The organism is Planotetraspora phitsanulokensis (assembly GCF_016863295.1).
Classification (GTDB): domain Bacteria; phylum Actinomycetota; class Actinomycetes; order Streptosporangiales; family Streptosporangiaceae; genus Planotetraspora; species Planotetraspora phitsanulokensis.
In genome coordinates this window covers 1-24,410 of sequence record NZ_BOOP01000051.1, presented here as the reverse complement: position 1 = coordinate 24,410, position 24,410 = coordinate 1, and the positions used below count along the sequence as shown (strand labels likewise).

Sequence of the window (24,410 nt, the reverse complement as noted above, 5' to 3'; positions counted from 1 at the left end):
CATCTAGGTGGAGCCGACCCGACACAGGACCTAGCTCCGCTTAGCGAAGCTGGTCTTGATCGTGGAATGGCGGGCGGAGGTTGGCGACATGGATGCCCAGAACTCTCTCGTGCGCTGATTCTGACGCTCGCTTCTGATCCACTCGGCAAGAGGTTCGTTGTCGGAGTAGTAGAGGTAGTCAGTCAGCCCACTCGTAACCGGGGGCAATGGTCCGTCGAACCTCGGTCAGAAAGCGCTGGTCCATGCTGGTATCGCTTGTGTCCAGCGCACGGGATCGCCAGTAGGGAACCGTGAGTAGTCCGAACTCGCCACGCGCTACCGGACCGCCTGAACCGACACGACGTCGGACAGGCCCCTCAGACGCCGAAGAAGGCGACGGGGTCGCCGGTGTACCAGGCGTTGTCGATGCGCATGCGGCGGATGACCCACCGCCCTCCGTCGCGAATCAGCTCCACGTCGTAAGGGTTCTTCAGCAGGGCGAAGGTGCCGTGGTCGGCGGTGAGCAGATGTTGGGCCTCCACGAGGGCGGTGAGGTGCGCGGTATCCCCGTCCACGACGACGCGTGGATTGGTTACCTGGTGAGTGGTGTCCACCTGCCCCGCGAACATCGTCAAGACGGTGGTGACGATCGTGTCCCTTCCGAACATCGGAGAAGGCCGGCCACCCCATCGGGAGGCCGCGGGACGGAAGTCCAACTCGGCGTCGGCGGCGAAGGCGGAGGCGAACAGCTCCCTGTCCTTCAAATCCTGGCCCAGGCCGAACCGGTACAGCGCATCCAGGATCTCGGCGCGGTCGCGCAACTCCAGGACGACCGCGTCCACGTCGGCCGGCGGAGCGGACAGCGCGTACTCATCGGTCACGAACATCGGTGCTCCCATGCAGATCAGAGGGGTTTTCGAACGCTTCCACTCTCGGCCGGGGCGCAGGGATGATCAACGCGGCTCTGTGTAAGGATCGTGAAGCCTGTGTTAACGATCGGAGCATCATGCTGGAGCGACACGAGCTGGAGGCGTTTCTCACTCTCGCCGAGGAGCTGCACTTCGGCCGCACCGCCGAACGCCTGCGCGTGTCCACCGCCCGGGTCAGCCAGACCATCGCCAAGCTGGAGCGCCGTACCGGGGTTCCGTTGTTCAACCGCACCAGCCGCCGCGTGGAGCTGACGGCGGTGGGGCGAGGGCTCTATGAGGACCTACGCCCGGCCTGGGACCAGATCACCGCCGCCTTCGAGCAGGCCGTGGCAGCCGGTCGCGGGCTCACGGGCACGCTCAAGGTCGCCTTCGTCGGAGCCGCGGGCGGGCAACTGCTCGCCGGTGTCGCCGAGCTGTTCCGGCGGCGCAGTCCCGACTGCGAGGTTCTGCTCCGCGAGGCGCAGATCGCCGAGGTCATGCCCTGGCTGCGCGACCGGGAGGTGGACGTCGCCCTGGCGACCTTCCCCATCCACGAGCCCGGCGTGATCTCAGGACCGGTACTGGTGTCGGAGGCGCGGATGCTCGCCGTGCCGTCGCGGCATCCGTTCGCCGACCGTAGGTCGGTCTCCCTGGAAGATCTGGCCAGGGTGAAGCTGCTCCAACTGCCGGACACGGTGTCCGACTCCTTGCGGGCGGATCACACCCCGAGCACCACGCCCGCCGGGCGGCCGATCGAGCCCGGACCCTCCTCCGCGACGTTCAACGAGGCCCTGACGCTCGTCGGCGCGGCACACGGCGTCTTCCCTGTCGGCGCACAGGCCAGGCGCTACTACATGCGGCCGGATGTCGCCTACGTCCCCTTCAGCGACGCCCCGCCGCTGCGATGGGGGCTTCTCTGGCGCGCCGACGGCGCCACCGCCAGAGTGCGCGCCTTCGCCGAAGCGGCCCACGACCTGCTTCACGGCCACTAATGAGGCCCGACCGGCGGATCACGGTGAGCCCGGGATCTCGGCCTGCAACTCCGCCTGGACATCGACGACGAGCGCGGCGATCCACGCCATGGCGTTGAACGACGAGACCGGGGATCCGTCGGGGTTCCACACCGTCGTGTCGAAATCGGACGGCATCGGCTCCGGCGTCTGGATGGGCTCGGGACTCAGCCGGAGGCCGCCGCCCCTGGTGGACAGCTGACGCACTGCCGAGACGAGTTCGACCGGGTCCTCGGGCAGCAATGTGGGGGCCAGGCCCAGCCGCCCCGCGATGAGCGCGCGGCGGAACGCGACGACGTCCGCGGGCCGCCCGTCGGTGAGCCGCTCGTCGAAGACGGCGACCGCGAGTGAGGCGTCGAAGCTCAGGCCCCGCCGCCACAGGTGCGTCCCGCCGGTCAACGCCCAGGCGTCGTCCACGACGACGCTCGTCGCGTCCAGATGCAGCGAACGTCCGGGCCCGGTGACCGGGTTGAACACCGCCAGCCGGTCACCCGCGGCCGCGCGCATCGCGTCCAGGGCCTCGCGGACACCCCTGTCCCGTACGCGCTGCAGCTTCGCGGGGGTGCCGGGCGTCAGCCTGGACGGCAGGCAGACGAGCACGCGGAGAACGGGATTGGCCTGCATCTGGAGGGCGAGTGCCTGCCACACGTTGATCGTCGCGTCGCCGGTGCCCACGGCCAGCCCGTCGAGCGCGGGAGTCTCGATGTAGACGAAATCCTGTGCGCGGGCGAACACGGCGGCGAGTGCGGTCGCCGCCTCCCGGTAACCGCTCCGGGCGCCGAGCAGGCGCCGGTCGACGGCACGCAGCATGCTCGCCGCCGCACCTCCGACGCCGGCGGGGATCGTGATGCCACGCGCGGACAACCACGCCTGCACCGCCGTCAGGGTGCCGTCGAGGGGGAAGGCGTCTTGACCTGTGAGGTTGAGCGCCTCGACGAGGCCCGGCTCCGCCTCGACCCCGAACCCCACAGTGCGCAGGGTGGCCGCCCACGACGCGGGGACCGCCGGGGCGGCGGGCGTCGCCAGGGGCGTCGAGGCGTCGGTCGCGAGCTCGGCCGTCGTGCCGGACACCCGCTCCCGGAGGATCTCGGCGAGCCCGGCGACGGCCGGGCCGCGGAGCCGGGCGCCTGCCCCGTGGCGCTCGTCGTCGGTGGGTGCGCCGGGGTGCCCGTTCTGATGCGGCAGCAGTTCATGGTGAGCGCCGAGCGGCCGTACGCCGGCGACGGCGCCGTCCGCGACCGTGGCCGAGAGCACGACCGCCGCCACCTCGTCGCGGGACTGGGTCGGAAGCGGGGCACCGATCTGGGTGAGCCGCGTCAGGCCCGTGCGCAGGATCTGCGTCGCCGTCGCCGAGCCGGCGAGCGCCGCGGCGTCCTCGCCTCCGCGCCAGCCCTTCCACGCGGGCTCGGTCAGCTGGACGACGTCTCCGGCGGTCAGGCTTGCGGCGACGGTCGCCGAGGTCCATTGCGCCGCGGGGATGCTCGCCGGGTCGACCAGCGCGGGCGGAGTGGACAGAGCCACCAGCGTGACGCCGGAGACCAGCGCGCCGGCCGGGACACCGCCGGTGAAGGACTGCCCGGTCTCGCAGGCCACGACCGTGTCCGTGATCGACGGCAGGGACGCCATGGCGCCGCCGACGGGAGCCGGCCGCTCCAGCCGGACCTCCGGATAACGCACGGCCCCGGCCGCCGTGACGAGCATGAGATCCAGGCCCATCCGGTTCCCCGGCTCCACCGCGCCGTCCGCGAGCCGGACGACGGCGCGCACGGCGCCGGTGGCGTCGACCAGCCCGCCGCCGCCCGCGCCGCGTACGTGCCGGCCGTTCGCCGAGTCGAAGTACTGCGGCCACACCCGCAGCCAGGCGCCGGCGAGCGACGGGTCGACCGTGGTCTGCAGGAGCACCCGCTGCCCGACCACCGTGCCGTCGTCGTCGGTCCCGCCGCCGGTCAGCGCCGTGATGGTCACGGCGCCCGGCAGCGCCGCCGGGGCCCCGACGGTGGGCGGCGACGGAGCGGAAAGCGCACCCGCCGCCCGGTCGAGCACCGGAGCGACCATCGTCGCCGACCCGCTGGACAGGACGGCGAGCAGACCGCTCATCGCGGCGTCCGCGGTCGCGAGGAGCACGCTTTCACCGGCGTTCACCGTGGCCTGGGCGACCAGCGTGCGCGTCGAGGAGCGCTTCTGGTCGTCGGCGCGCCGCCGATCGTCGGCGTTCGCCCCTGATCCCGCCACTCGCGGCTGTCCGGTGAGGTGCCGCTCGACGTCGACGAGCGCCACCCGGACGAAGTCCCGTGTCACGTCGCCGACCGCGCCGCCGGCCCAGAGGTTCACCGCGGCCCCGTACGTCCCGGCCGGCAGGGCGGCGAGCAACGGCAGGGGCGCGTCGTCGACGGTGCCGCCCGTCAGGGCGAAGCCCGCGGCGGCGTCGGCGCCGCCGCGGACGCGCACCGGCCCGCTCCCGGTCACGTTGGTGACCGTCAGCCGGGACAGGATCGCGGCGGACGCCGGGGCGTCGTCGGGGCCGACGAGCTGGACGGTGAGCCGGGGATCGACCGTGGCGGTGCGTTGCGTCACGCCCGCCGCGAAAAGGTTCGTGAAGGTCCTCGTCAGCCGGGCCCACCATGCCGCGACCGCCCCGGGGTCGATCACGCGTCCCCGGGCGTCGAAGGCGTACAGTGTGGCGGCGGTGGACGCGGGAAAGGTCAGGAGCTTCTCGGGGGGACCGAAGAACTGGCCGGGCCGCTTGAGGTCCGTCATCGGCTCGACACCGTTGTCCAGGTCGCCGCCACTCTGGCTCAGGCCCACATGCTCGGCCTCCTCGCTCGGCGAGGACAGGACCGGGATCGGCGGGTGCACCCGGGTCTTGAGTACGGCGAGCGTCGGTGGATCCTCCGGCAACTCCAGGGCGAACGTTCGTACGGCGGCACGGGTCACCAGGCCAGGGGCCGCGGTCGTGCCGTCGGCGGCGGGGACGTCGGCGAGCAGCGCGGCCAGACGCTGCTCGACCTCCGGCAGGAGGCGGAACACCGCGACCAGCCGTCCGGCGGTGAAGGGCGGACTCCCGGACGGTCCGCGGAGCCCGGCGAGGATCGGCGGCAGCGGGGTGCTCGCCATCGCGAACGACAGCAGGCCGGTGGCGGGCGGCAGCCAGTCGGTGCCCGCAGGGATCGTCACCGCGACCCCGAGGTCGTCGCCGGGCACCTCCAGGGTGACGTCCGTCGAAAACCACGGCCCGAGAGTCGGCGACTCCAGCCCGAGCGTGCTCGGGTCGGGCACAAGCGCGGTCATGGTGCCTCCTGCGGGGTGCTCGGCTGCGACGCCCGGCCGATCGGATCGGTGACGACCACCCGGTACAGCGTCCCGGCGACCGCGTCGGCGTCGGCGTCAAGGACGTCGAACGAGCCGGTGACGTCGGCGCCGCGGCCCGCCGGCGGCGGCGCCTGACCCGGCAGGCTCGTGAGCAGCCGTAACGACTCGCCCGCGCGCCGCCGGTAGACGTCGACCGTGTATCCGGAGGTGGCGCCGCCCGCGAGGGGCTCGGGATGCCTGAACCGGACGTGGACGCCGTCGGGGTCGCGCGTGACCGTCAGATCGGTGACGGCGGCCGGAGGGTCGGGCGGCATCACGGTCGTGGAGGCGGCCGGAGAGGGAGTCGACCATTCGCCGGCGGGTCCGCCGCCCGGGGCGGGCGCGCCCTGGACCTCGACCCGCCAGTTGTAGCGGAGCCACGCGGACAGCGTCGTGCGCGTTCCACTCGGCGAGCCGCCCGCGTCGAGGATCGTGAACACCTGAGGGGCCGGGTCGCCCGCGGGCCGAGGGGGAATCGTGCCTTCGGCCACCACAGGCATGAACACGGGGTCGGTCGTGGCCGTCGCCCGGCGGAGCCGGTACCGCACTGCGGGGGTCGGCCCGGCGGGAACGGTGACGGTGAGCCGGGCCAGAAGGTTGCCCGAGTCGTCGACGACGGGCAGGACATCCAGTGTCGGCACCGGTGGGACGAGAAGGTTCGGTACGGCACGGGGCAGCAGCGGGCACGTCGGGAAGTCGGACTCGACGCTCGCGGCACTGACCGCCACGACGCGGTAGAGCACGAGGACGGACAACGAGCCGGACACGTCGTGAGTGAACACGGCCGGGCCGCTCGCCGGGCGAGGGAGCGGCTCGGCGGTCAGCTGGAGCCACCATCGCCGGGGGAGTAGATGGCGGTTCGCCTCCCAGACCGCACCACGCGCCGGCGCGTCGGAAGCGGCGTCGAGCGCCGCGAGGAGCGACGCGGCCTGCCCGCTCGTCGGAGCCCGGCCCGCGTCTCCCTCGGCGATGACGCCGCTCGCGATCTCTTTGAGCTTGGCGCGCAACGTCGTCTCGTCGGCGAAGAAGACCCGGTACGCGGCCTGCCCCGCGCCGGGCGTCCAGCGGAGGGTGGCGCGGGCGCGGCCCGTGGCGTCCGGTCGCGCGGTGTAGGTCAGCGTGGGGGCGATGACCACGGGCTCCGGTGGGCGCGGGTCGTGGAGGGTCGCCCGCTTCGGCTCGGAGGTGTCGGAGTCGGCGCCCGCGCTGTCGGTCCAGACGGCGGTCACCGTCACCGTGCCGCTCGCCGTCGGCGCGAGGGCCGGGCCGGGCGCCTCGATGACGAGCGTCTCCGGCGGGGCTCCGGGTGTGGTGAGCGGATGGATCGTCTGAACGGGTACTCCGCCGGAAGTCACCGTGAGCTTGAGGTGCCGGAGCAGCCGCCCGCCCGCGGGCAGGCCGGTGACAGGGGGTACGGACACCTCGACGCGTACGACACCGGCGAGCGGGCCCGCCGGGACCGGCGTCGGAACCACGGGAGGGCGGGTCGTCAGCGTGAACACCGGCCGCGGCGGGCGCGGGCGGGCCGCGGCCGCGAAGGTGTTCCTCGCCCAGGCCGACCAGCGCCCGAACCAGTCGGCCTGTGCGACCTGCCAGGAGCCGTCCCGCTCGTCGATGAGCCGGTCGGCCAGTACCCCGCTGGTCGCCCTCACCGCCGCGTCGTCGAGGCGCGCGGTGAGCAGGAGGCGGCGCCCCTTCGGCTCTTCGGGGTTGCGCGCGACCGGGGTGCCGCCGGACGGCTGGGCGATCGCCGACCCCAGCGCCGCGGCCGGGACCAGCCGGTCCATGGAGACGGTGAGCTCGCGGACCGCCGTGGGCGCCTGCGCCGGCAGCCAGTCGCCGGAGGCCGGCGCGGCCATGACGGGGGCGGCGGGGGCGTCCAGCGGCACCCCCGCCGTCGCGGCGAGGACGATGCGCAACTGAAGGAAGGGACCGCGGCCCATCCTCGCCACCTGCGCGGCGTAATTCGCCAGATCAGGTGCTCGTCGTGCCATCTCCATCACGGCCTTGGCGCCGTCCTCGACGACGGTGCCGGGCGGCAGGGTCTGGTCCAGGCGCTCCGAGGTGACGGACTTCCAGTCGGGGGCGAACAGGCCGTCGACGACGTAGGCGACGACGACGCCCTTGGGCGGGACATCCTTGTCGACGTCGAGGAAGCCCATCCAGCGGGCGATCCCCGGGTCGACGGCACCCTGGAGGAGGTCCATGAGGATGTAGCGCTGAGAGTCACCGAGAGCGGTGCCGTTCTCGTCCCGCACCGTCATGGAGGCCGTGAGCAGCCGCTGCAGCGCCGAGGTGTCGTTGATCAGCCGGTCGAGGCTCTTGGCGAGTTCTCCCGTGAGGGCGGCGACCCGGTCGGACTCCTCTCCCGCGCTCACCGGGACGCAGGCGGTCGGCGAGGCCGCCAGTGGGGACTCGTGCATGCCGAAGCGGAGCGGCGCGCCTCGTTTGGCGCGCTCGAAGCCCCGGTCTTCGCCGTCGGCGGGTCCGGCGTATCGGACGCCCGGTCCCGTGGGCAACGGTGCGGTCCTGAACCGCTCGAAGACGTCCACCGCACTGGCGGGAAGCCATGACAGGCCGGTCACGGTTCCGCTGCCGTGGACGACGATGCGCTCGAGGTGGGAGGCGTAGACGTGATAAGGCGCCGCGCTGCGCACCGCCACGGGCGCGTCGCCGTACGGCGTGGCCACGACGCCTTCGACCCAGAACGACAGGGGGAGACCGAGCGGCGGAGCGGGCTGGACGCCGGGCCGTACCACGACGGGCCGCACCTCGCCTCCCCCCGAGGTGTCGCCCGGCGCCAGGGGGAGCGGCGGGAGCGGGGGCCTGGGCGGTACGGGGGGTCGAAGGCCGCCCCGCGCCGCCGTCCCCTCGAGGGCGGCCCAGCAGCACGTCTCACCCAGTGGCAGGTAGCCGGTCACCGGGTTGTCGGGGGTCACGGTGAAGGGCGCGGTGAGCATGTTCCCGCGCGAGTCGACCCACGTGACGTCGCGACGGGTGTGGCCCTTGGCCATCTCGCCGAGGGTTATCCGGCCGATGGACAACGGGACTATGGGCAGCCCCAGCAGCGGGTTGGTGAGCACCCGGTAGTGCACGCCGATGGCGAGATGGGCGTCGCCAACGCCGTCCACTGCCTGGCCCGAAAGGGCCCATGACGGACTCAGGCCCATGGCTGCGCTCCGATCGTGGTCATGCTCCGGCCTCCATGCGCACCGAGCGCGGAATGTCGATCGCGAACCGGCGGCCTGTGACCGTCGTCGAGGACGTCGTCCCGGTCCTGTCCGTCACTGTGCGGGTCAGGGTGAGGGTGATCCTTTCGGCGCCCGTCACGGTGACCGGCGCGGACGGCGTGAGCAGGACCCGCGTGCCTGCGAGGTTGCGGCAGCGCTGTGCGAGCGCGACCCCGCCGTAGGCGCAGGCCGTGACGTCGAGGGCCGTACGGCCTGTGCGGACGATGGCCTCCGGCGCCTCGAGCAACAGGCCGGCGAGTTTCCACGTGCCGGCGTCGTCGAGCCAGAGGATCGACGTGCGCGCCTGGTCGGCCAGTGGCCAGGGGTCGAGACCCACGGCGTCGAGCGCGGCGTCGAGGTCTCCGTCGCCCACGGCGAGCGGGCCCGGCGGTACGGCGGCGCCGACCATGGCGTCCGGCGCGATGAACGCCGCGGGGCCGGGGACGACGAAGCCGAGCGCGGTGAGGAGTTCGGCGGGGCCGCGGTAGCGGGAGGCCTGGAAGTGTGCTCGCGAGACGACGACGTCCTCGGCGTCGGGGCGGGCGGCTGGCGTCGCCATAAGCATGAGGTCGTACCACGCGCCTGGCACGAGGTCGGCGGTGATCTCGCCGGTCGTGCCGCCCAGCGCGGGCTCCTCCAGGCACGGAGCCTCGCGGATCGCCTGGAGGAGGCGCCGTTGGCCGAGCGGGCGGTAGGCGTCGAACAGGGGCCCCCAGACGACGCCGATCGTCTCGTCGTCAGGATGGTCCTGCTCAGCCATGCTGCCCGGCGGCGGGTCGGTACGGCGCAGCCGCAGCTGCAGGTGACGCCCGTAGAGCGCCGCGAGCTGCTCACCGTGGTCGACGGCGAGATGGACGAGGAGGGTGTCGTCGAGCAGGTGGGGCGCGGAGCGCGTGTCCGGCTCGAACGCGATGAGGTAGCGCAGGAGAGAACGCGGGTCGAAGTCGCGCTCGTCTGTCAGCTCCGCCGGCGGGACCCCGGTGGTCACCGCGTGCGCCGCGGTCCTGAACCGGTACGACTGCACCGGCCCGTCCAGCCAGGCGCCGGACGGCGGCACGACCGGCGGCTCCGGCCGGATCTCGGACTTGACCCAGCCCTGCCACTGCCACGACACGTTGATCGTGTAGCCCCGGTTCGCCTCGAGCAGTTCCTTGCGCGCCGGCTCCTCGGCCGCGGCGCGGTCGTTGACGGTGGCCAGCAGGTGCGCAGCGAAGGCGGCGTTGGCCTCCGCCTGCGCGGCGGCCGAGCCGCTCACGCCGCACAGGCGGACCAGGCCGACGCGCCCGGCGTCGTTCTTGCCGGTGCCCGACCACTCGCGGATGCGGACCGCCGACCAGGTCGCCTTGGCGTCGGGCGGGGTGTACCGCACGAGGGAGCAGATCCCCTCGCCTGTGCGGATCTCCTGCTCGACCTTCGGGGTCCATTCGTGCTCGCCGCTCCCGACCGCGGTTCCCATGACGACGGGGAGCGCGCCCGTCGTGGAGTCGTCCGGCAGCTGAGGGCCGGCGGCGGCGCCACCCCAGCAGATCTTGACGACGCCGACCTCGAAGGAGCCGCGGTACAGGTCGACCCGTACGATGCCGGGTGCCGTCAGCACGACGTCGACCGGGTCGCGGCCCTGGGAGACCGAAGCGGACGCGACCACGGCGCCGCGCGCGTCGAACGCCCGCACCTCGGCCGAGCTGCCGAGCGGGTGGAGGGTCACGAGTACCTCGTCGGCCACGTCGGGGAGGTGGAACGTCATGCCGTCGTTCGGGTAGCGCAGGGTCGTGCCGGCCCCGTTCACGCCCGCGAAGGTCCGCATGTCCGTCGAACGGGAGGTGATCTTCACCGGCCCGATGGCGTTGGCGGTGCCGAGGTTCTGGTCGGGCCCGAACCGGTCGGCGACGACGGCGCACGTCCGCTGCCGCCCAGTCGGGCGCCGCCGGAAGTCCCGGCAGACGACGAGCAGCAGATCGGCGTCGCGGATCTCGGGGGCGATCCGGCCGCGCAGTTCGGTCGTGCGGACGGTGAACGAGTGCTGGGTGATGGTGGCCAGCCACCAGACGTCGTCGCCGAACGGGCCGGCATCGACCTGGCCCGGGGTCAGGGACCATCCCTGGGCGGCCAGGAACGGCACCAGCGAGGCGAGCGGCCTCGCGTACGCGCGTTCGCGGCCGAGAAGTGTGAAGCGGGACGGGAACGGCGCCTCGCCCGCGTGCTCGGTGAGGAACCGGACCTCGTCGGCGCCGGTGCGCAGGCCGAGTTCGCCGAGCACGCAGTTGGGCTTCGGCCGGACCGGCGGGTCGCAGAGCCGGCCGGGAGTGCCGGCGGGGTCGGCGTCCGTGCCCGCGCCGCCGTCAGTCAGCCAGTACGTCCAAGGTCCCGGATCCCAGGAGAGCAATGCGAGGAACACGCCCTCGGACTCCGAGACGGCGACGTCCCCGTCACTCAGCACGCCCGGGCGTGAGGTGGGCAGCCACCAGCCGGAGTCGAGCGGCCCCGACAACGCGGTGCCGCCGTCAGGGACGATCTCGACACCGGTCAGCCGGTAGGCGTACTTCATCTCGCTCGTGCCCGACCAGGCCGGCCCGGCCGGGCCGGGCCCGGGGCTGAAAGCGCCGCCGCTCAGGCCGACGTCCAGGTGGTGGGTGAACTCGATGACCGGGACGGTGTCGGGCCAGACCGTCTCCTCCGGGCCCGGCGACGCGGTGGTCGCGAGCGCGGTCGTGAAGCCGCGTCTGTCGGTCAGCGACACCTTGCCGATCGGTGGTGGCGGCGGCGGGGCGTCCGGGGTGATCGGGGTGCCGATCTCGATGCCGACGCAGCCCTCGATGGAGAAGAAGAAGAACGAGACCGAGCCGCAGAACTCGCCCTTGAGGTTGACCGCGGGGAAAAAGCCGCCGTCGTTCCAGACGGTCGCGACGATCGACCCCTTCGCCGAGACCTTGACGACGACGAGGCTCAGCTCACCCTTGACGAAGATGCCGCCCTTGAGCAGCATCGGGTTCGTGCCGAAGCCCACGAGGATCTTGGCTGACGCCTCGAGCCTGATCGGCCCGGCCGACCACCTGATCTCCCAGCCGGCGCCGAAACCGACGGAGAAGCCGTCGAAGTTGAACGCCGGGTCTCCGCCGAGCCGGTGGAGCCGCTTCTCCTCGATCATGAGATAGGAGAAGGCGGACACGTCGAGCGTGCCGGGCAGGAGCTTGATGGTCACCGGGTCTCCGGGGCGCCCCTCGCTCACCACACCGTCGGAGCCGATGCGGAGGTAGGCGTCCTTCGAGGTGGAGTAGGGGAAGTAGCCGTCGATCGGCAGGAGCAGTTCGAGCACCTTGGGGATCGTGTAACGGCCGCGGACGCCGACGGTGACCGCCTCGTCGTCGATGGCGACCAGTCCGAGGATGCTCAGGCTCGGGTCCGCGGCGGCGCCCTGCGTGCTCGGTGCCGCCGCGGGCTTCTCGACGAGTTTGGCGTCGATGCCGAAGACCACGGTCGGGTCGGGGAAGGCGACGACGAACATGCCGGTTGCGTTGAACGTGAACGCGCTGTCGGGCAGGGTCCCGGCGATCATGCCGAGCCCGATCGCCCACTGGCCACGCTGCGGAGCGAACTTGTCCTCGTACGGGGTGTCGCGGAACCAGGCGATCTCGCGCCCGACCGGGTCGTTGTCGAAGCCGGGCGGCAGCGCGCGGGCGCCGTTCGACACGAAGAGCCCGATGAAGCCGAAGATGCCGAGGCCCGACGGGCCGAGCGGGATCCCGGCGGGCAGCACCAGGCCGAGCGAGATCGACAGGAAGTCGTGCGCGGGGTCGAACGCCAGCGCCCCCATCGCCTTGGCTCCGAGGCTGTCGAGCTCGAGTTCGAGGGCGGCCTTGAACGCGCCGCCGTCCCCGAGGACGAGCCGGCCTTCACCGCGCAGGACTCCGGGGATGTCCACGCCGACACCGAGCCCGCGCAGTTCGGCCGAGAAGCCGTCGTCGCCGAAGGTGCACCGGACGGTGGCACCGGTGAGGGACACGACGCCGAGGTCGAGGGCGAACTCGAGGTCGCACTCGAACCACGTCGAGCCGACGCCGGCGCGGGTGGCGACGACCTGGAGGATTTGCCCGAGCGGTCCGTCGATCTGCCATCGGCCGGGGTCGGCCACCTCGAACGTGGCGTCCTCGTAGACGAGGCCGAACTTGTCGTACCACTCGGTCTTGGAGTCGTCGAACTCCAGGCCGACCTTCTTGTACCGCACCTTGAGGGGGCTGCCGTCGCCGGACTTGAAGACACCGAGCCCGTCGGCCTCGATCTCGAGCCCGATCGACGCGGTGTAGTCGAGCAGGAGCCGCGTGCGGAAACCGGCGGTGTCGGTCAGGCTCCGCTGCCGGTGCTCGATCTCGACCGCGTGGAAGACGACCTCGCCGTCCTTGGAGAAGGTCGAGACGACACCGGCGGCGATGGCAAGCGCCGCGACCCGCACCATCGCGTCGTCCACGCCGGAGGCGCCGATCCCGGCCAGAAGCGCGGGGGCCAGGGCCAGGGCGACGGCGAGGAACTCCGAGTCGATCGCCAGGAGGCCCTTGGGGTCGCCCGAGGACGCGATCGAGAGCGAGAAGACGGTCTGTCCCGATCGGGAGTCGTAGGACCAGCGCCCGGTCAGCGTGTAGACCTCGGTCGAGGGTTGCCCGGCGGGCTCGGAGGGTGCGCGGACGGGCACCGGCGCGTCTCCGCCACCGGGCGCGGGCAGGGTCTGGACGTTGGAGGTCGCCCACTCGAATGTGAACTCGGCCTGGGTCGGGATGGCGTCCGCCCAGTCGGTCACCGTGGGGGAGTCCCAGCGGACGAGCAGGCGGACGAGCCAGGCAAGTCGCGGATCGCGCGGTTCGGGGAGGACGACCTCGTCGGCGTCCTTGCCCGGGACGTAGCTGCGCCGCAGCGCGGGGTCGAGTTCCTGGGTGTCGGTCGGCGGGCGCTGGTCGGCGGCGCCCGCACCCGCTGGCGGGGTGTAGGTCCCGCCGACGGCGTAGACGTCGGCACGCCGATACTCCACGCGGGTCGCGTAGGTCGAGGCTTTGCCCCAGCCTTTCCGCTCGTTTTCGGTGAACTTCTCCGTGATCAGCCACTTGGGCTCCCTCTCGTCGGAGGGCAGCTCCGCGCTGGTGTTCTGCGCATCGACCATGGCCTGGCTCGGCGCGTCCTGCTCGCCGCGCGCGAACGTCCTGCCCGCGGGAAGCCAGGCTGCGACGGCGTCCGCCCGGCGCGTCGCGAGACCCGCGTTGAAGGAGTCCCTCGAGATGTCGCAGGTGTGGCCGATGACCACGAACGTGGCGCCGGGGAAGAACGCCGCCCAGGTCTGTAAGGAGGCCCTGATGTCGGCCCCCTGGGTGCGGGGGGCGAGGGTGCCGAACTCCTTGGGATGGCTCAGCCCGAAGTCGAAGCGGATCGCCAGGTGGCGGATCTCGCCTTCGGTCACCGGCGGCGGCGGTGCGTCCGGTTCGGTGCCGCTGCCGCGCTCCACGGTCACCTCGGCCAGGCCGCCGTCCGGGACGCGGACCGCGTCGTCGGACAGGGTGGCCGGCTTGGAGAACGGGACGAGGGAGGCGTCCCGGTGGAAGGCGTTGAGGCCGTAGGTCTGGTCGACGCCGCGGACCTGCACGAGAGCGCCCGTCCGGTCGTGGACGCCGTCCTCCGCCCCGATGAGTAGCTCACCCTTGGCGAGCACGTCGACGCGGATACGCCGGGTCCGCTTCTCCGTATCGGTGACGACGATGTGGCTCGTGCCGGGGTCGGTGCTCGGGATGAGCACGAAGTCGGGGCCGGTGCGAGTGTGGGCGTCGGCGCCCTCCCCGTGCTGCCAGCGCAGTTTCGTGGCGTCGGCCGGGTTGAGGGCCGACTCGAACTCCAGCAGGTTCAGGTCCTCCGCGGTGCCGGCGACAGCGACGACGTTCGCGATGTCGACCGCGCCGACGTGCACGTTCACCTTGGCCGCATGCTTCACCTCCGCCTCGGACTGGACGAAGGTGTAGCTCGTCGGGGAGTCGAACACCTTCTCCCCGTCGACCTCCTCGGAGAAGGTTCCGCTCATCGTCTCGCCGACGGAGGTGGTGAACCAGCCCGAGTCGTCCTGGTCGACGACGGTGCCGTCCGGCAGGGACCACATCATGTGCGGGTGCGTGGACGCGCCGAGCGCGGAGGGGTTGAGCCTGGCACGCATCCGGCCGGTGCTCGGCGTCCCCGTGATGAACGGGACGGTGAGTTCACGGCCGGACCCCGAGACGGTCCTGGGCTGCGCGGTGTCGTCGAAGTCCTGGAGGAACTCCACGGCGGCGCCGCTGACGGGCGTGCGACCCAACTCCACCCGGAGCTCGCCCTGCAGGCCCGCGGGGCTGCCGAGCAGAACGTCCTTGACCCCTACATTGATCTTGTCGACCAGCGGGGCATCGGGCGGCAGGTAGAGGGTCGCCTCCGCGATCGAGATGCCCTGCCAGCCCCTTGTCTGGCCACGCGCGATGATCTCTGGCGGCGTGACCTGGGACGACGCGTCGAACACCAGGCGGTCCACCGTCATCCCGATCTCGGAGCCCCCGATGAAGAAGCTGACCGGGTCGAAGCTGACCCGGTAGACGGCACCCGACGGGGCCGCCGGGTCGAACGGGTCCGGCCAGTCGACGAAGCGGACGAGATCGCCGCCCCCGGACAGATCGATGCGGACCACGCCTGAGCCGACGATGCGGACCTTGCTCCGCGTCGTGTCCGGCAGCAGGTGGGCGACGACGGCGGGAGCGGACGGCACGAGCGTCGCCGGCCGCAGACCGGGCACGGTGACGGCGATCCGGTCGACGACGAGATCGAGGAACGAGGAGGTTCCGGCGGGTTCGAGGGTCTGCCCGGCGCCGCGGGCCGTCCGCGTGCGGACGAGACGGAAAGGCAGCCCCGAGTTCAGCCCGGGGACTTCGACGTCCCAGTTCCGCAGGGAGGGGAAGCCGAGGTCCGCGAGGGGCTGGATGACACCGGAGTGGATCACGGCACCGGGACTGGTCGTCGCCCGGTGGGACACGACGGCGAGGTTCTCCAGGCGAGACGCCAGATCGTCCGGAACCAGCGACTGGGCTCCGGGGAACGGAGCCGCCAGGTCGAGCAGAGAGATGCCACGTTTCGCCATCGCCGGTTCCGTCCGTTCGAATACGCGGCCCGGCGAATATGGGCATCCCCCGGCCAGAATATTTCCCCGTCACGTTCTCAGTGAGCTTCCTTTTGCTGTGCACCCCTCGTCGTGCCGCCTCAAGGAGCGTGTGTCACTTGGACGGCGCGCAATTGCGTACGCCGTTTCAACCGGCGATCGCCTACGGCATACGGTAATCCCGGGCGGCCAACCGTCAAGACCCGAGTAACCCGGCTGACATCCTGGAATACGCTGGCACACCACAGTCGGGTGCCGAACACGGACATGAAGGAATCTCATATCGCCGTGGATTCCATTTCCGGTCTCGCCCATTTACTGATCCGGCTGTCCCTTCCGTGTTGAACGGCACGGCGACGACGATCCCGCGTTGTTCTCGACGCCCTTCTGCCTGACCGGCTCTTCGAAAGCGAATATCGCGAAGGGTGTGCGGTCACACGATCGGACACCGGCGGCGACTACCGGCCGGGCCTCGACGACACCGGCGCCCTCGCCACTGAGGGGTCCCGGTAGCACTGACGAAGTCTCTCGGAAAACCGTTTGAGCCTTCCTCCCGCGTTCCCGTAGGTTGCCTCCGGCCCCGTCGCAGTGAAGACAGAGGACAAACCCGCGTGACCCCGCCTGCTCTTTAGACCTGACATCTTCTTCCGCTCACCGGTAGCCGACGCTCCCGTCGGTTCTGCCGGGCTGCCCGTGTGCGCCCGGTCATACGGCGTTTGAGGTCGCGCGTAATCGGCCTCGTGTCAGGTCTAGAGAGATCATGTCTTCACAACCTCATACCGTGCTGCCCTGGGTCGTTCGTCGGACCAGGCTGCCTCTGCTGTCGTTGCGGTGCGTGGACTGCCGGTCGGATTCGGCCACCACCGGCGACGGCAGGTTCCGCGTCAACGCCAACAGCAAGCGGCTGGACGTGTGGCTGCTGGTCCGCTGCGTATCCTGCGATCGGACGAGCAAGCTCACCGTGCACGAGCGAGAGCCGGTCAGATCCTTCGATCCGGCCGAGCTCCACGGCTACCGCGTCAACGATCCGGAACTGGTGGCGTCCAGGCTGTTGGATCCGCTGCTCGCCCGGCGCAACCGCTTCACCCTCGACTGGACGGGGGCCTGGCGCCTGGACACCCCGTCGGCCTGGCTCGACGAGGCGTGGCCGGTCGAGGTGGAGGTCGTCTTCGAGGATCCGGTACCGGTGCGCCCGGAACGGCTCATCGCGCAGGGGCTCGGCCTCAGCAGGAACGAGGTACTGCGCCGGATCAAGTGCGACATTCCGCTGCGCCGTCCGACGAGCGCCGGATTCACCTTCACCGTGATGGCCGGGGACTAGCGGGGAGGAAGCCGCGGCGGGCCACCCGGCCCGCCCGGCTTCACCCCCGAACCCATGGGCCAGGTTCGTGCCGGATCAGTTGATCTTGGCTCCGATAGGGGGCGCATTCGCCACCGCCCCTCGCGCCGACGAGGCAGAGCTCTGCACCCGACGTCAACGGAGAACTGAGGTACCAGTAGGCTGTCGACGATCTTCGGGGGGTCGAATGTGCTGCTGACATCACATGACCAGATTCACTGACTGCCCCCGACGAATACGCAGGTCGGGGCTCACTGATCACGAAGCGACACTGAGTTTCGTCAGCTAATGACAGCACCGGGATCGAGCCTCGCAGCCCCCGTCGTCACCCGACGTGAGATGAGTCATCAGAGTGTCAGTAGAAGTTAGTCACATAGTGTCAGTTCCCAGCTCAGAGGCCCAATTGGACTCAAATCAAGATCACTAAGGCCGTCTCGGCTGCATTGCTGGATTTATCCCGACTGACATCCAAGCGACTACCGTGCTGACATCGAGCGATGAAGCTGCAGGTAGGTAAGGAATGGTCATCGAGATGTCAGTGGAGATGTTCGCCAATTGTCAATCTGCTGGTAGCAGGTCCTATTTGTACCGATACGTACACCTCCGATCTCCGAGCTGAAGGCGTTCGGCGCGGACTGACGTATCTCCCCGGGGTCGCGGCGTGGTCGTCATTGCGCCCCGGCGCATCAGTCGTGCTGGAGGTAAGCGGACGCGGAGGGGCAGCGTGTGCAGGCCGCGGCTCAGCGTGCTGATCCGCCACTCCAGGTCGGCGCGTTCGGCGGCGAGCTCCAGCGTGGGGAACCGGTGGAGCAGCCGGCCGAGGGCGATCTCCGCTTCGAGCCGGGCCAGGGGTGCGCCGAGGCAGTAGTGGATGCCGTGCCCGGAGGACAGGTGACCGCCGCCGGGCTTGGTGATGTCCAGGAGATCCGGTGCGGGGAACCGGTCGGCGTCCGGGTTGACCGGCAGCAGGGAGATCATGACGAACTGGTCCGCGGGGATCTCCACGTCGCCGACCGGGACAGGTTCGGTGGTGAAGCGGACGGTCGCGATGTTGATGGGGCCGTCGAAGCGCAGGAACTCCTCGACGGCGTTCGGCAGCAGGGACGGGTCCGCGCCTAATGCCGCCATCTGCCCGAGGTTGTCGAGCAGGGCGAGCACTCCGTTGGAGATCAGGTTGACCGTCGTCTCATGGCCCGCCACCAGCAGCAGGAACGCCATCGACACGACCTCGTCCTGCGAGAGGCGGTCGCCCTCGTTCGATACCTGGGCGAGCTCGGACAGCAGGTCGTCGCCGGGCGCCGTGCGTTTCCCGTCGACGAGCCCGGTCAGGTAGGTCGTCAGTTCCTCATGCGCGACACGCATCTCGGCTTCCGACGCGGCGGCGACGAACGGCGACCACCAGGCTCGGAACTTGTCGCGGTCGGAGCCGGGCCACGGTCCTCGCGGTGAACGCCTTGTTCACCAGCGTGCGGAGCCTCGTGTGGTCCGGCGGATCAGAGGTGAGCATGTGGGCGGACAACGACGACGCGAGGGCGTCGGCCGTGCCTTCGGGGAACAACTCCAGCGCCCTGGCGCCGTCCTTGCTCAGCCGGGGGTCGGCGAGCAGAGCCTTCGCCTCCGCATACCGTGACACCAGCCAGACCTGCAGCCCCCGGTAGAGCATCGCCGTCCGGACCGGCCCCTCACACGAAGAGCCGCATAGACGCCATGCGGGTCCTGAAAAAGGGCGCGATTCAACTTGATCGGTTCGGTCCCACCCCACTGACCGTACTCAGGGCGGCTGGCATGGCCGGGGGCCGGGGTGCGTCATGGAGCACGACGGTCAGGGAGCAGGATGCGGTGCATGCCGGACCCACCTGTCCGGCGAAATCCCTACCTGTCCGCTTTCGCGTTGTCCTGTAATCGGTTTACGGCCTTTCGGTGGTGCGACAGGCCCGGCCGGTGCCTGTGGCGCTTGAACGGGGCGCGGCTCGTGCTGCCCGCACCCTGCAACCCCTGGTTGGCGAAGGCCCGGACGCCGACACCGGTGAGCCCATCGATCAGACCACTACGCCGGACCGCAGTCAGCCCGTGTACCGCCCCGGGCGGTGCGGGAGTCCCACACCAGTCGGCCGACCGGATCGGCGCGGAACTGGATGTTTACCCTGTGCCGGTCGTGCTTGCCCAAGTGGTACGGCTTCTGGTCGGCGACGCGATAGATCGGGATGAGCGTGCCGTCGAGGATGGCGTAAGCCAGGCGGGAGGCACGCGATACGGCGGTGTGCACGTCGTCGGCGAGGGCTGCAAGCAGGTCGGTTGTCAATGTGACCGCTCCACCAGGGTTGGTCTTCACCTATGGGCATGCTCTGATGCAGCCGAGCCTTGAAACGGTCAGAAATGAGTGGAATAGAACGACAGCTTTATCAGTATCCTATTGACGGAGAGCCGGGCGGACAGGTGATCGAGCGCCTTAGGGTCGGCCTTCCCTGCGTAACCGCTCCCGAAAGGCGAGGAAGATGAGCATCGGCTCCGACGCCAGGATTGATGCCGAGATCCAGCGTGTCCTGGGTGCGATCGAGCAGATGCTGCACGAATATGAAGCCTGGGGTGAGCGGATTAAATGGGGCGATGTTCATTTCGCCTTTTACAGCGACCTGCTTGACTTCTGCAACTTTCGCATGGAAACGGCCCAGGACTGCCTGGCCCTCATTAAGGCAGGTCGCATCTCGGGGGCACTGGGACTCAACCGGTCGCTTCTGGAGAACTACCTGTTGTTCGCGCTGATGTGCCGGGGCAATAAATACTACATGCTCGCTGACTGCTCATCGCTTACGGAGTCCGAATTCAAGGCGAAGCTGAAAGAGGAGAAGGAGGCGCTCAAATCCGCTCAGGAAGCCGGAACCGCGACGTATCTGGAGGTCAAGAAATTCCCCAGGGCGGCACGTCACATCATGTACGTATGCGAAGGGCTCAAGGATGATTCCGGTGAAAGCATCCTCGTGCCCGTGCACTACTTCGAGTTCAGAAACTTCCGCCCGGAGGTGATGAGGTTCCGGCACGACGACTATTTCGAATATTACGAACTCGAGCCGGATACGAAGAAAATCCTCCGGCAGCATCAGGACCGGGCGGCCCGCGTCTACCGGTTCTACCTCTCCTACGACTCGCTCATCCAGTGCCTGGAACTGAACGGGATCCTTGACAAGGCGGCGAGCCTGCGGGTGGACGCGCATTACACGTTCCTTGGCCAGTTTCTGCACCCCACCCATGACGCTGCCCGGAACCTGCGGGCCAACAGCAACGTCCACCACGGTGGGACCACGGTCGGAGCGCGGCAGCCTTACTCCGATGAGGCGATCCTGCTGTCCTCTCTCTACCTGGCGCACACGGTGGCGAGCTTCATGCGTGAGGCCACCAACCTGCTCGACGCGGCAAGTGACAATTACTTCTCCGACACCGCAACCGGCCCGCTGGCAATCGCCGCAGACCGCACGATGAGGCAGTTCGCGTACTTCTGGTTCATTGACAATGATCCGCCGCCTTACAACCGTTGGCTACACTCCATCCACCACGCCTCCGATGAGGAGATCACGGCGTGGGGTGGCTATATGGGATGCCCCAAGGAGTCGGTTTCCTTCGATTCAAGCATCTTCACCAGTCTGAAAGACGCATTGCAGGGCTGGAACAACGCCAGGTGCGGGCCCTATAACCCGCCGTTCTAACCAGATCGGCTTCAGTGCCTGCAGCTCGCTGCCCCGGCCAGCCCGAGACCCGCACCGCGCGCTAAGCCAAGTGACTCCCCTGATCGACCGACCTGCACTTCCATGCAATAGGGAACCCAAGGTGTCAGGCCCTACGATGGGCAGTGTGAAGCTTGCCGACCTCGCGGGCTTGGCGTTGTCTTGGCGCGAGAACGCCAATGGTTTCGAAGGCTTCCGTACGAGCGCCATCGTTAGCTCGCTCCGGTGGCCGGCTGACGTCGTTGAGCAGTTCCTCTACGACCACGCAGACAACGGCGCCTTTCTTCGTGACTACGAGAACATCGACCTCTCCACCGTGAGGTGGGAGTTCACGGCAGTTCCGGTCGAGGAATTCATGGTGATCTCGACGGGAGCGTCTGACGGCGACTGCATCGAGGAGTACGCAGCCGACCCGGACCACTGGGTGCGGGTACGCAATCGCGGAATCCATATGGGTGTCGCTGAGTGCTGGGAGACGCACGGGACCTGGAAGCGCTGGCCGATCCTTATCGACCGGACGCTGCTCGACCCACCAGAACCTGGTCTCCAACTCCTTGAGGGCCGGACACGGGTTGGGGTTATGAGGGGCCGCCGACGCCAAGGGGCCTTTGTCGCGGAGCGGCACCTGGCATGGGTCGGACGCCCATCGAGCTAACCACGTGGTTGTCGCTCGGCGACGTGTTCCGACATCCTGACCTGCCCCGAGCACGCGGGACCGGCTGATGCACTTCCCCAATCCCGGGGTCGGGCAGGAGATGCGCGTCACCGTGCCGACGGCTTCTGCCTGAGAGCCGTGGCGTTCGGCGCGGTCGTCCCCGGCCCCTGACGGAGAGCTAGCGCGCCGGGGCCGTCTGGGAGATCACGAGTTTGGCCAGCGCGCGGGCTGCGGCGGCCGGCCGTTCTTTCAGGCCGGGAGGCCGTGGTGAAGGCGGTGCCGTCTATCAGCAGCACCAGCTGGACGCCCGCCGTGACCGGGTCGGGGTGCCCGGCGGCGCGCAGCTCGGCCTCCAGCAGCGCGCGCAGGCGCCGCTTATGGGCGCGGATCACGTCATGCGCCGGATGGGCCGGGCCGGCGAGCGAGAGAGCGACGTTGACGAAGTCCGCGCTGCCGGGAGCGGTGCAAGATCTTACGCGGTGCGGCAGGTCGGACTGATGCAGTTCACCGCGGTCGTACCGGACGTGCTGTGGTCCGAGGACGTCGCCGAGATTCCACCGGCGGAGCAAACTGTGCTTGGCGATGGTTGAGGACCTGTTCTTCCGCCGGATGCTGGGCTACGCCATGTCCGGCCACCCACGACGCCGCCCTCGCGGTCGCCGCGTTGCAGACGGCCATCACGACCTGGGGCGGGGCCGCCAACGGGGTGATCTTCACTGGGGTCGTGGCAGCGAATTCACCGCGGCGCGCTTCCAGGCTGCCCGCCGATGTTGGCTGTGGTGCCGTCCATGGGACGGGTCGGCTGCGTGTTGGACAACGCTGCGGCCGAGTCGTACGACTTCACGCTCAAAGTCGAGCTTGTGTACCAGCGGCACTTCGCCCCCGCGACCAGACACGCGTGCACATCGCCAGCTGATCGCCGACTTCTACAACCGGACGCCGACACAGAGCCGCTGACGGTCTACTGCCAGTCGAGTACGAGCAACGGATCATGGCTGCCCCGAGCGGCCGCTGGGGCGAGTGGTCACGAGGCCAACACCGCGCAGAACGTCTCCACGCATTAGGGGATTGCCGGTCGCCTGACGCGACAATCACGAAAGATCGGCGCTCGCCATGAAAGACCCACAGCGGTGAATACCTCGTCGTGTGTTGTTTCGGACAGGAGAGCATGGAGGTAAGTGATGCTGGACGTGCGAAAGAAGCTGGAGTAACGTCTAGTTTGATTACACTCCGCACATGGGCGGTTGCTTTATGTATATACGGTGAGGCTGCTTTCTTTACGTCGACAGCGCGATTGGGTCTGGGATCGGGAATGTGACGGTGGCTTGATGTCTAGTTCGGCGGGTCGCGACGAGCCGTTCTCGGGAGATGTCGATGACGTCAAGGAGAAATTGAAGGATCTTCGAGAGCCAACTATTCGGCGTTTGCGGACGCTAGATCTCCGGCAGGAGCTTACAACCGAGCATGTGAGGCTGGTGTCGTCCTGCCTGGGTGTCCAAGAGCGGACTGTATGGCGGTGGCTGAAACGAGCTCGCGATACCGGGAAGTGCAATGCTGTGGAGCGGCCGCGCTTTCAAATCACTGACGATCTCCGGATCAAGCTTGCGTCCTGGAGAGGAAATGTTTCGGCGGTCCACCGTGAACTGGAGAAGGAGGCGCAGAATGGAGGACCGCCCCCGCCTAGCCTTCCGACACTACTCCGCGCGATCCGGCGCGATTTGACTAGAGGTGATCGGGCTGCTTTGAAGAACGGGGAACGCGCTGCCCGAGCGCATGATGTTTTCCTGCGTCGACCGTCAACGCATCGCAACGCCGCTTGGGAAGTCGATCACGTGGAAGTTCCCGTCGAAGTAGAGATCGACGGAAAACTGCGGAAGCCGTGGGTGACTTGGTTTGTTGATGTGGGGACTTGCGCGATCTGTGGGCTAGCGGTTTCGGCGAGCTATCCAAACAGGGAGAGCATTTTGGTAGCCCTCCGCAGTGCGATCTTGTCTGACACTAGCGATGTGCCCATCGGTGGCCTTCCCGCGATGGTCAGGGTCGATCGAGGCAAGGACTTCTTGTCGCGCACCGTTCAAGAAGTTCTTGGCCGATTCGCGGTAGCTGTTCAGGACTTGCCCGGATACCAGCCACACCTCAAAGGGGCAGTGGAAACGCTCAATGGCGCCGCCGAAAGAATGCTCTTCGCAGACCTACCGCGCTATACCCACGGTCAGCGCCTGCTGAACGGAAAACTCGTCGACTCGGACCAGCCGGCGCTTCCGTTCACGTCATTCGTCACCATATTGCTTGAATGGGTCCAATGGTGGAACACGGAGCATCGGTTGTCGGGCACGGGGAAAACTCCTGCGGAGTCGTGGCAGGAGGACCTGACTCCAATTGATTGGGTTCCCGCGGAGGATCTTCGGATGTTCACCCTCGAAGAGGACGGTCGCATACGGAAGATCACCACCAAGGGCATCCAAAAGGGGCGGGGCCGATTCTACACAGCGGCATGGATGACTGGTCGCGCGGGAGATTCGGTCAAGGTCCGCTATATGCCGCACCACGACGACCAGATAGAGGTCTTCGACGCACGAACCGGTCGCTATCTCGGCTCCGCTGAACTATCAGACAAGGCATCTCCCGCAGAGATCGAGGAGATGAAACAGGCGCGCGCTCGAAGGAGTCAACAGTTGCGCGCCGACTTGAAGGCCGCCGAGAAGCAACGGCGTGAGCGATACGCAGCAGTAAGTAATGCACAGCAGCCGGAGCGACTCGGGTCAGTCACGGAGGCTGAGGCGCAAGCGGAAACTGGTTCCCTTGACGATGATGAAATGGCGCGGATAGCTACCAAGAGACCACTCACAACAGATGGGTTGCCGTCCACGTGGGTTCTACCCGGGACTGCGAAAAGGCGACGCCAACAAAACAAGCACGGAGGTCAATAATGAGCATGTCCGAAAAAGGCCACTCCCTTGGAGCCGCTATCGACGACCAGCGACCGTCAACGCATCGCAACGCCGCTTGGGAAGTCGATCACGTGGAAGTTCCCGTCGAAGTAGAGATCGACGGAAAACTGCGGAAGCCGTGGGT

Annotated in this window: 12 protein-coding genes and 1 pseudogene; 6 read left to right on the top strand and 7 right to left on the bottom strand. The window is 69.0% G+C overall.

Annotated elements, in window-relative coordinates; all coding sequences use genetic code 11:
* Positions 1 to 356: 356 nt before the first annotated feature.
* Positions 357 to 866: a nuclear transport factor 2 family protein gene (locus Pph01_RS40020; RefSeq protein WP_204078486.1), complete on the bottom strand. Its 510-nt coding sequence runs from the start codon at positions 864 to 866 to the stop codon at positions 357 to 359.
* A 119-nt stretch (positions 867 to 985) separates the two neighbouring features.
* Between Pph01_RS40020 and Pph01_RS40015 the strand changes: the two genes are divergently transcribed.
* The gene (locus Pph01_RS40015; protein ID WP_204078485.1) at positions 986 to 1,879 is read left to right on the top strand and encodes a LysR family transcriptional regulator; all 894 of its coding nucleotides are present in this window, start codon (positions 986 to 988) and stop codon (positions 1,877 to 1,879) included.
* A gap of 18 nt (positions 1,880 to 1,897) precedes the next feature.
* On the opposite strand, the gene Pph01_RS40010 is transcribed toward Pph01_RS40015, so the two are convergent.
* From Pph01_RS40010 to Pph01_RS40000, 3 genes are read right to left on the bottom strand one after another with little or no spacing between them, the layout of a single operon-like run.
* Complete coding sequence (locus tag Pph01_RS40010) at positions 1,898 to 5,185, bottom strand: phospholipase D-like domain-containing protein (RefSeq protein WP_204078484.1); 3,288 nt, start codon at positions 5,183 to 5,185, stop codon at positions 1,898 to 1,900.
* Complete coding sequence (locus tag Pph01_RS40005) at positions 5,182 to 8,376, bottom strand: hypothetical protein (RefSeq protein ID WP_204078483.1); 3,195 nt, start codon at positions 8,374 to 8,376, stop codon at positions 5,182 to 5,184. Before Pph01_RS40005 ends, Pph01_RS40010 begins: the two co-directional genes overlap by 4 nt.
* A 58-nt stretch (positions 8,377 to 8,434) precedes the next feature.
* On the bottom strand, positions 8,435 to 15,604 hold the full coding sequence (locus Pph01_RS40000; RefSeq protein WP_204078482.1) for an OmpA family protein: 7,170 nt from the start codon (positions 15,602 to 15,604) through the stop codon (positions 8,435 to 8,437).
* Positions 15,605 to 16,403: 799 nt separating this feature from the next.
* Here Pph01_RS40000 and Pph01_RS39995 point away from each other — a divergent pair.
* On the top strand, positions 16,404 to 16,943 hold the full coding sequence (locus tag Pph01_RS39995) for a DUF1062 domain-containing protein (protein WP_239117365.1): 540 nt from the start codon (positions 16,404 to 16,406) through the stop codon (positions 16,941 to 16,943).
* Between the two features lie 597 nt (positions 16,944 to 17,540).
* Here Pph01_RS39995 and Pph01_RS39990 read toward each other — a convergent pair.
* The 3 genes and pseudogenes from Pph01_RS39990 to Pph01_RS43140 all read right to left on the bottom strand — a co-directional run.
* Complete coding sequence (locus tag Pph01_RS39990; protein WP_204078480.1) at positions 17,541 to 18,323, bottom strand: cytochrome P450; 783 nt, start codon at positions 18,321 to 18,323, stop codon at positions 17,541 to 17,543.
* Positions 18,307 to 18,594 (bottom strand): hypothetical protein, encoded by a 288-nt coding sequence (locus tag Pph01_RS39985; protein WP_204078479.1) that lies wholly within the window; start codon positions 18,592 to 18,594, stop codon positions 18,307 to 18,309. Before Pph01_RS39985 ends, Pph01_RS39990 begins: the two co-directional genes overlap by 17 nt.
* Before the next feature lie 248 nt (positions 18,595 to 18,842).
* Positions 18,843 to 19,254 (bottom strand): annotated as a pseudogene (locus Pph01_RS43140) (transposase family protein); the annotation flags it as partial.
* A gap of 202 nt (positions 19,255 to 19,456) precedes the next feature.
* Between Pph01_RS43140 and Pph01_RS39975 the strand changes: the two are divergent.
* The 4 genes from Pph01_RS39975 (at position 19,457) to Pph01_RS39960 (ending at position 24,265) form a co-directional block, all read left to right on the top strand.
* Entirely contained in the window at positions 19,457 to 20,662 is a 1,206-nt protein-coding gene (locus Pph01_RS39975; RefSeq protein ID WP_204078477.1) for a hypothetical protein, read from the top strand.
* Positions 20,663 to 20,807: 145 nt separating this feature from the next.
* The gene (locus tag Pph01_RS39970; protein ID WP_204078476.1) at positions 20,808 to 21,335 is read left to right on the top strand and encodes a hypothetical protein; all 528 of its coding nucleotides are present in this window, start codon (positions 20,808 to 20,810) and stop codon (positions 21,333 to 21,335) included.
* 212 nt (positions 21,336 to 21,547) lie between these two features.
* Positions 21,548 to 21,925: a hypothetical protein gene (locus Pph01_RS39965; RefSeq protein ID WP_204078475.1), complete on the top strand. Its 378-nt coding sequence runs from the start codon at positions 21,548 to 21,550 to the stop codon at positions 21,923 to 21,925.
* An 825-nt stretch (positions 21,926 to 22,750) separates the two neighbouring features.
* Positions 22,751 to 24,265 (top strand): TnsB C-terminal domain-containing protein, encoded by a 1,515-nt coding sequence (locus Pph01_RS39960; RefSeq protein WP_204078487.1) that lies wholly within the window; start codon positions 22,751 to 22,753, stop codon positions 24,263 to 24,265.
* The last annotated feature ends 145 nt before the right edge of the window (positions 24,266 to 24,410 follow it).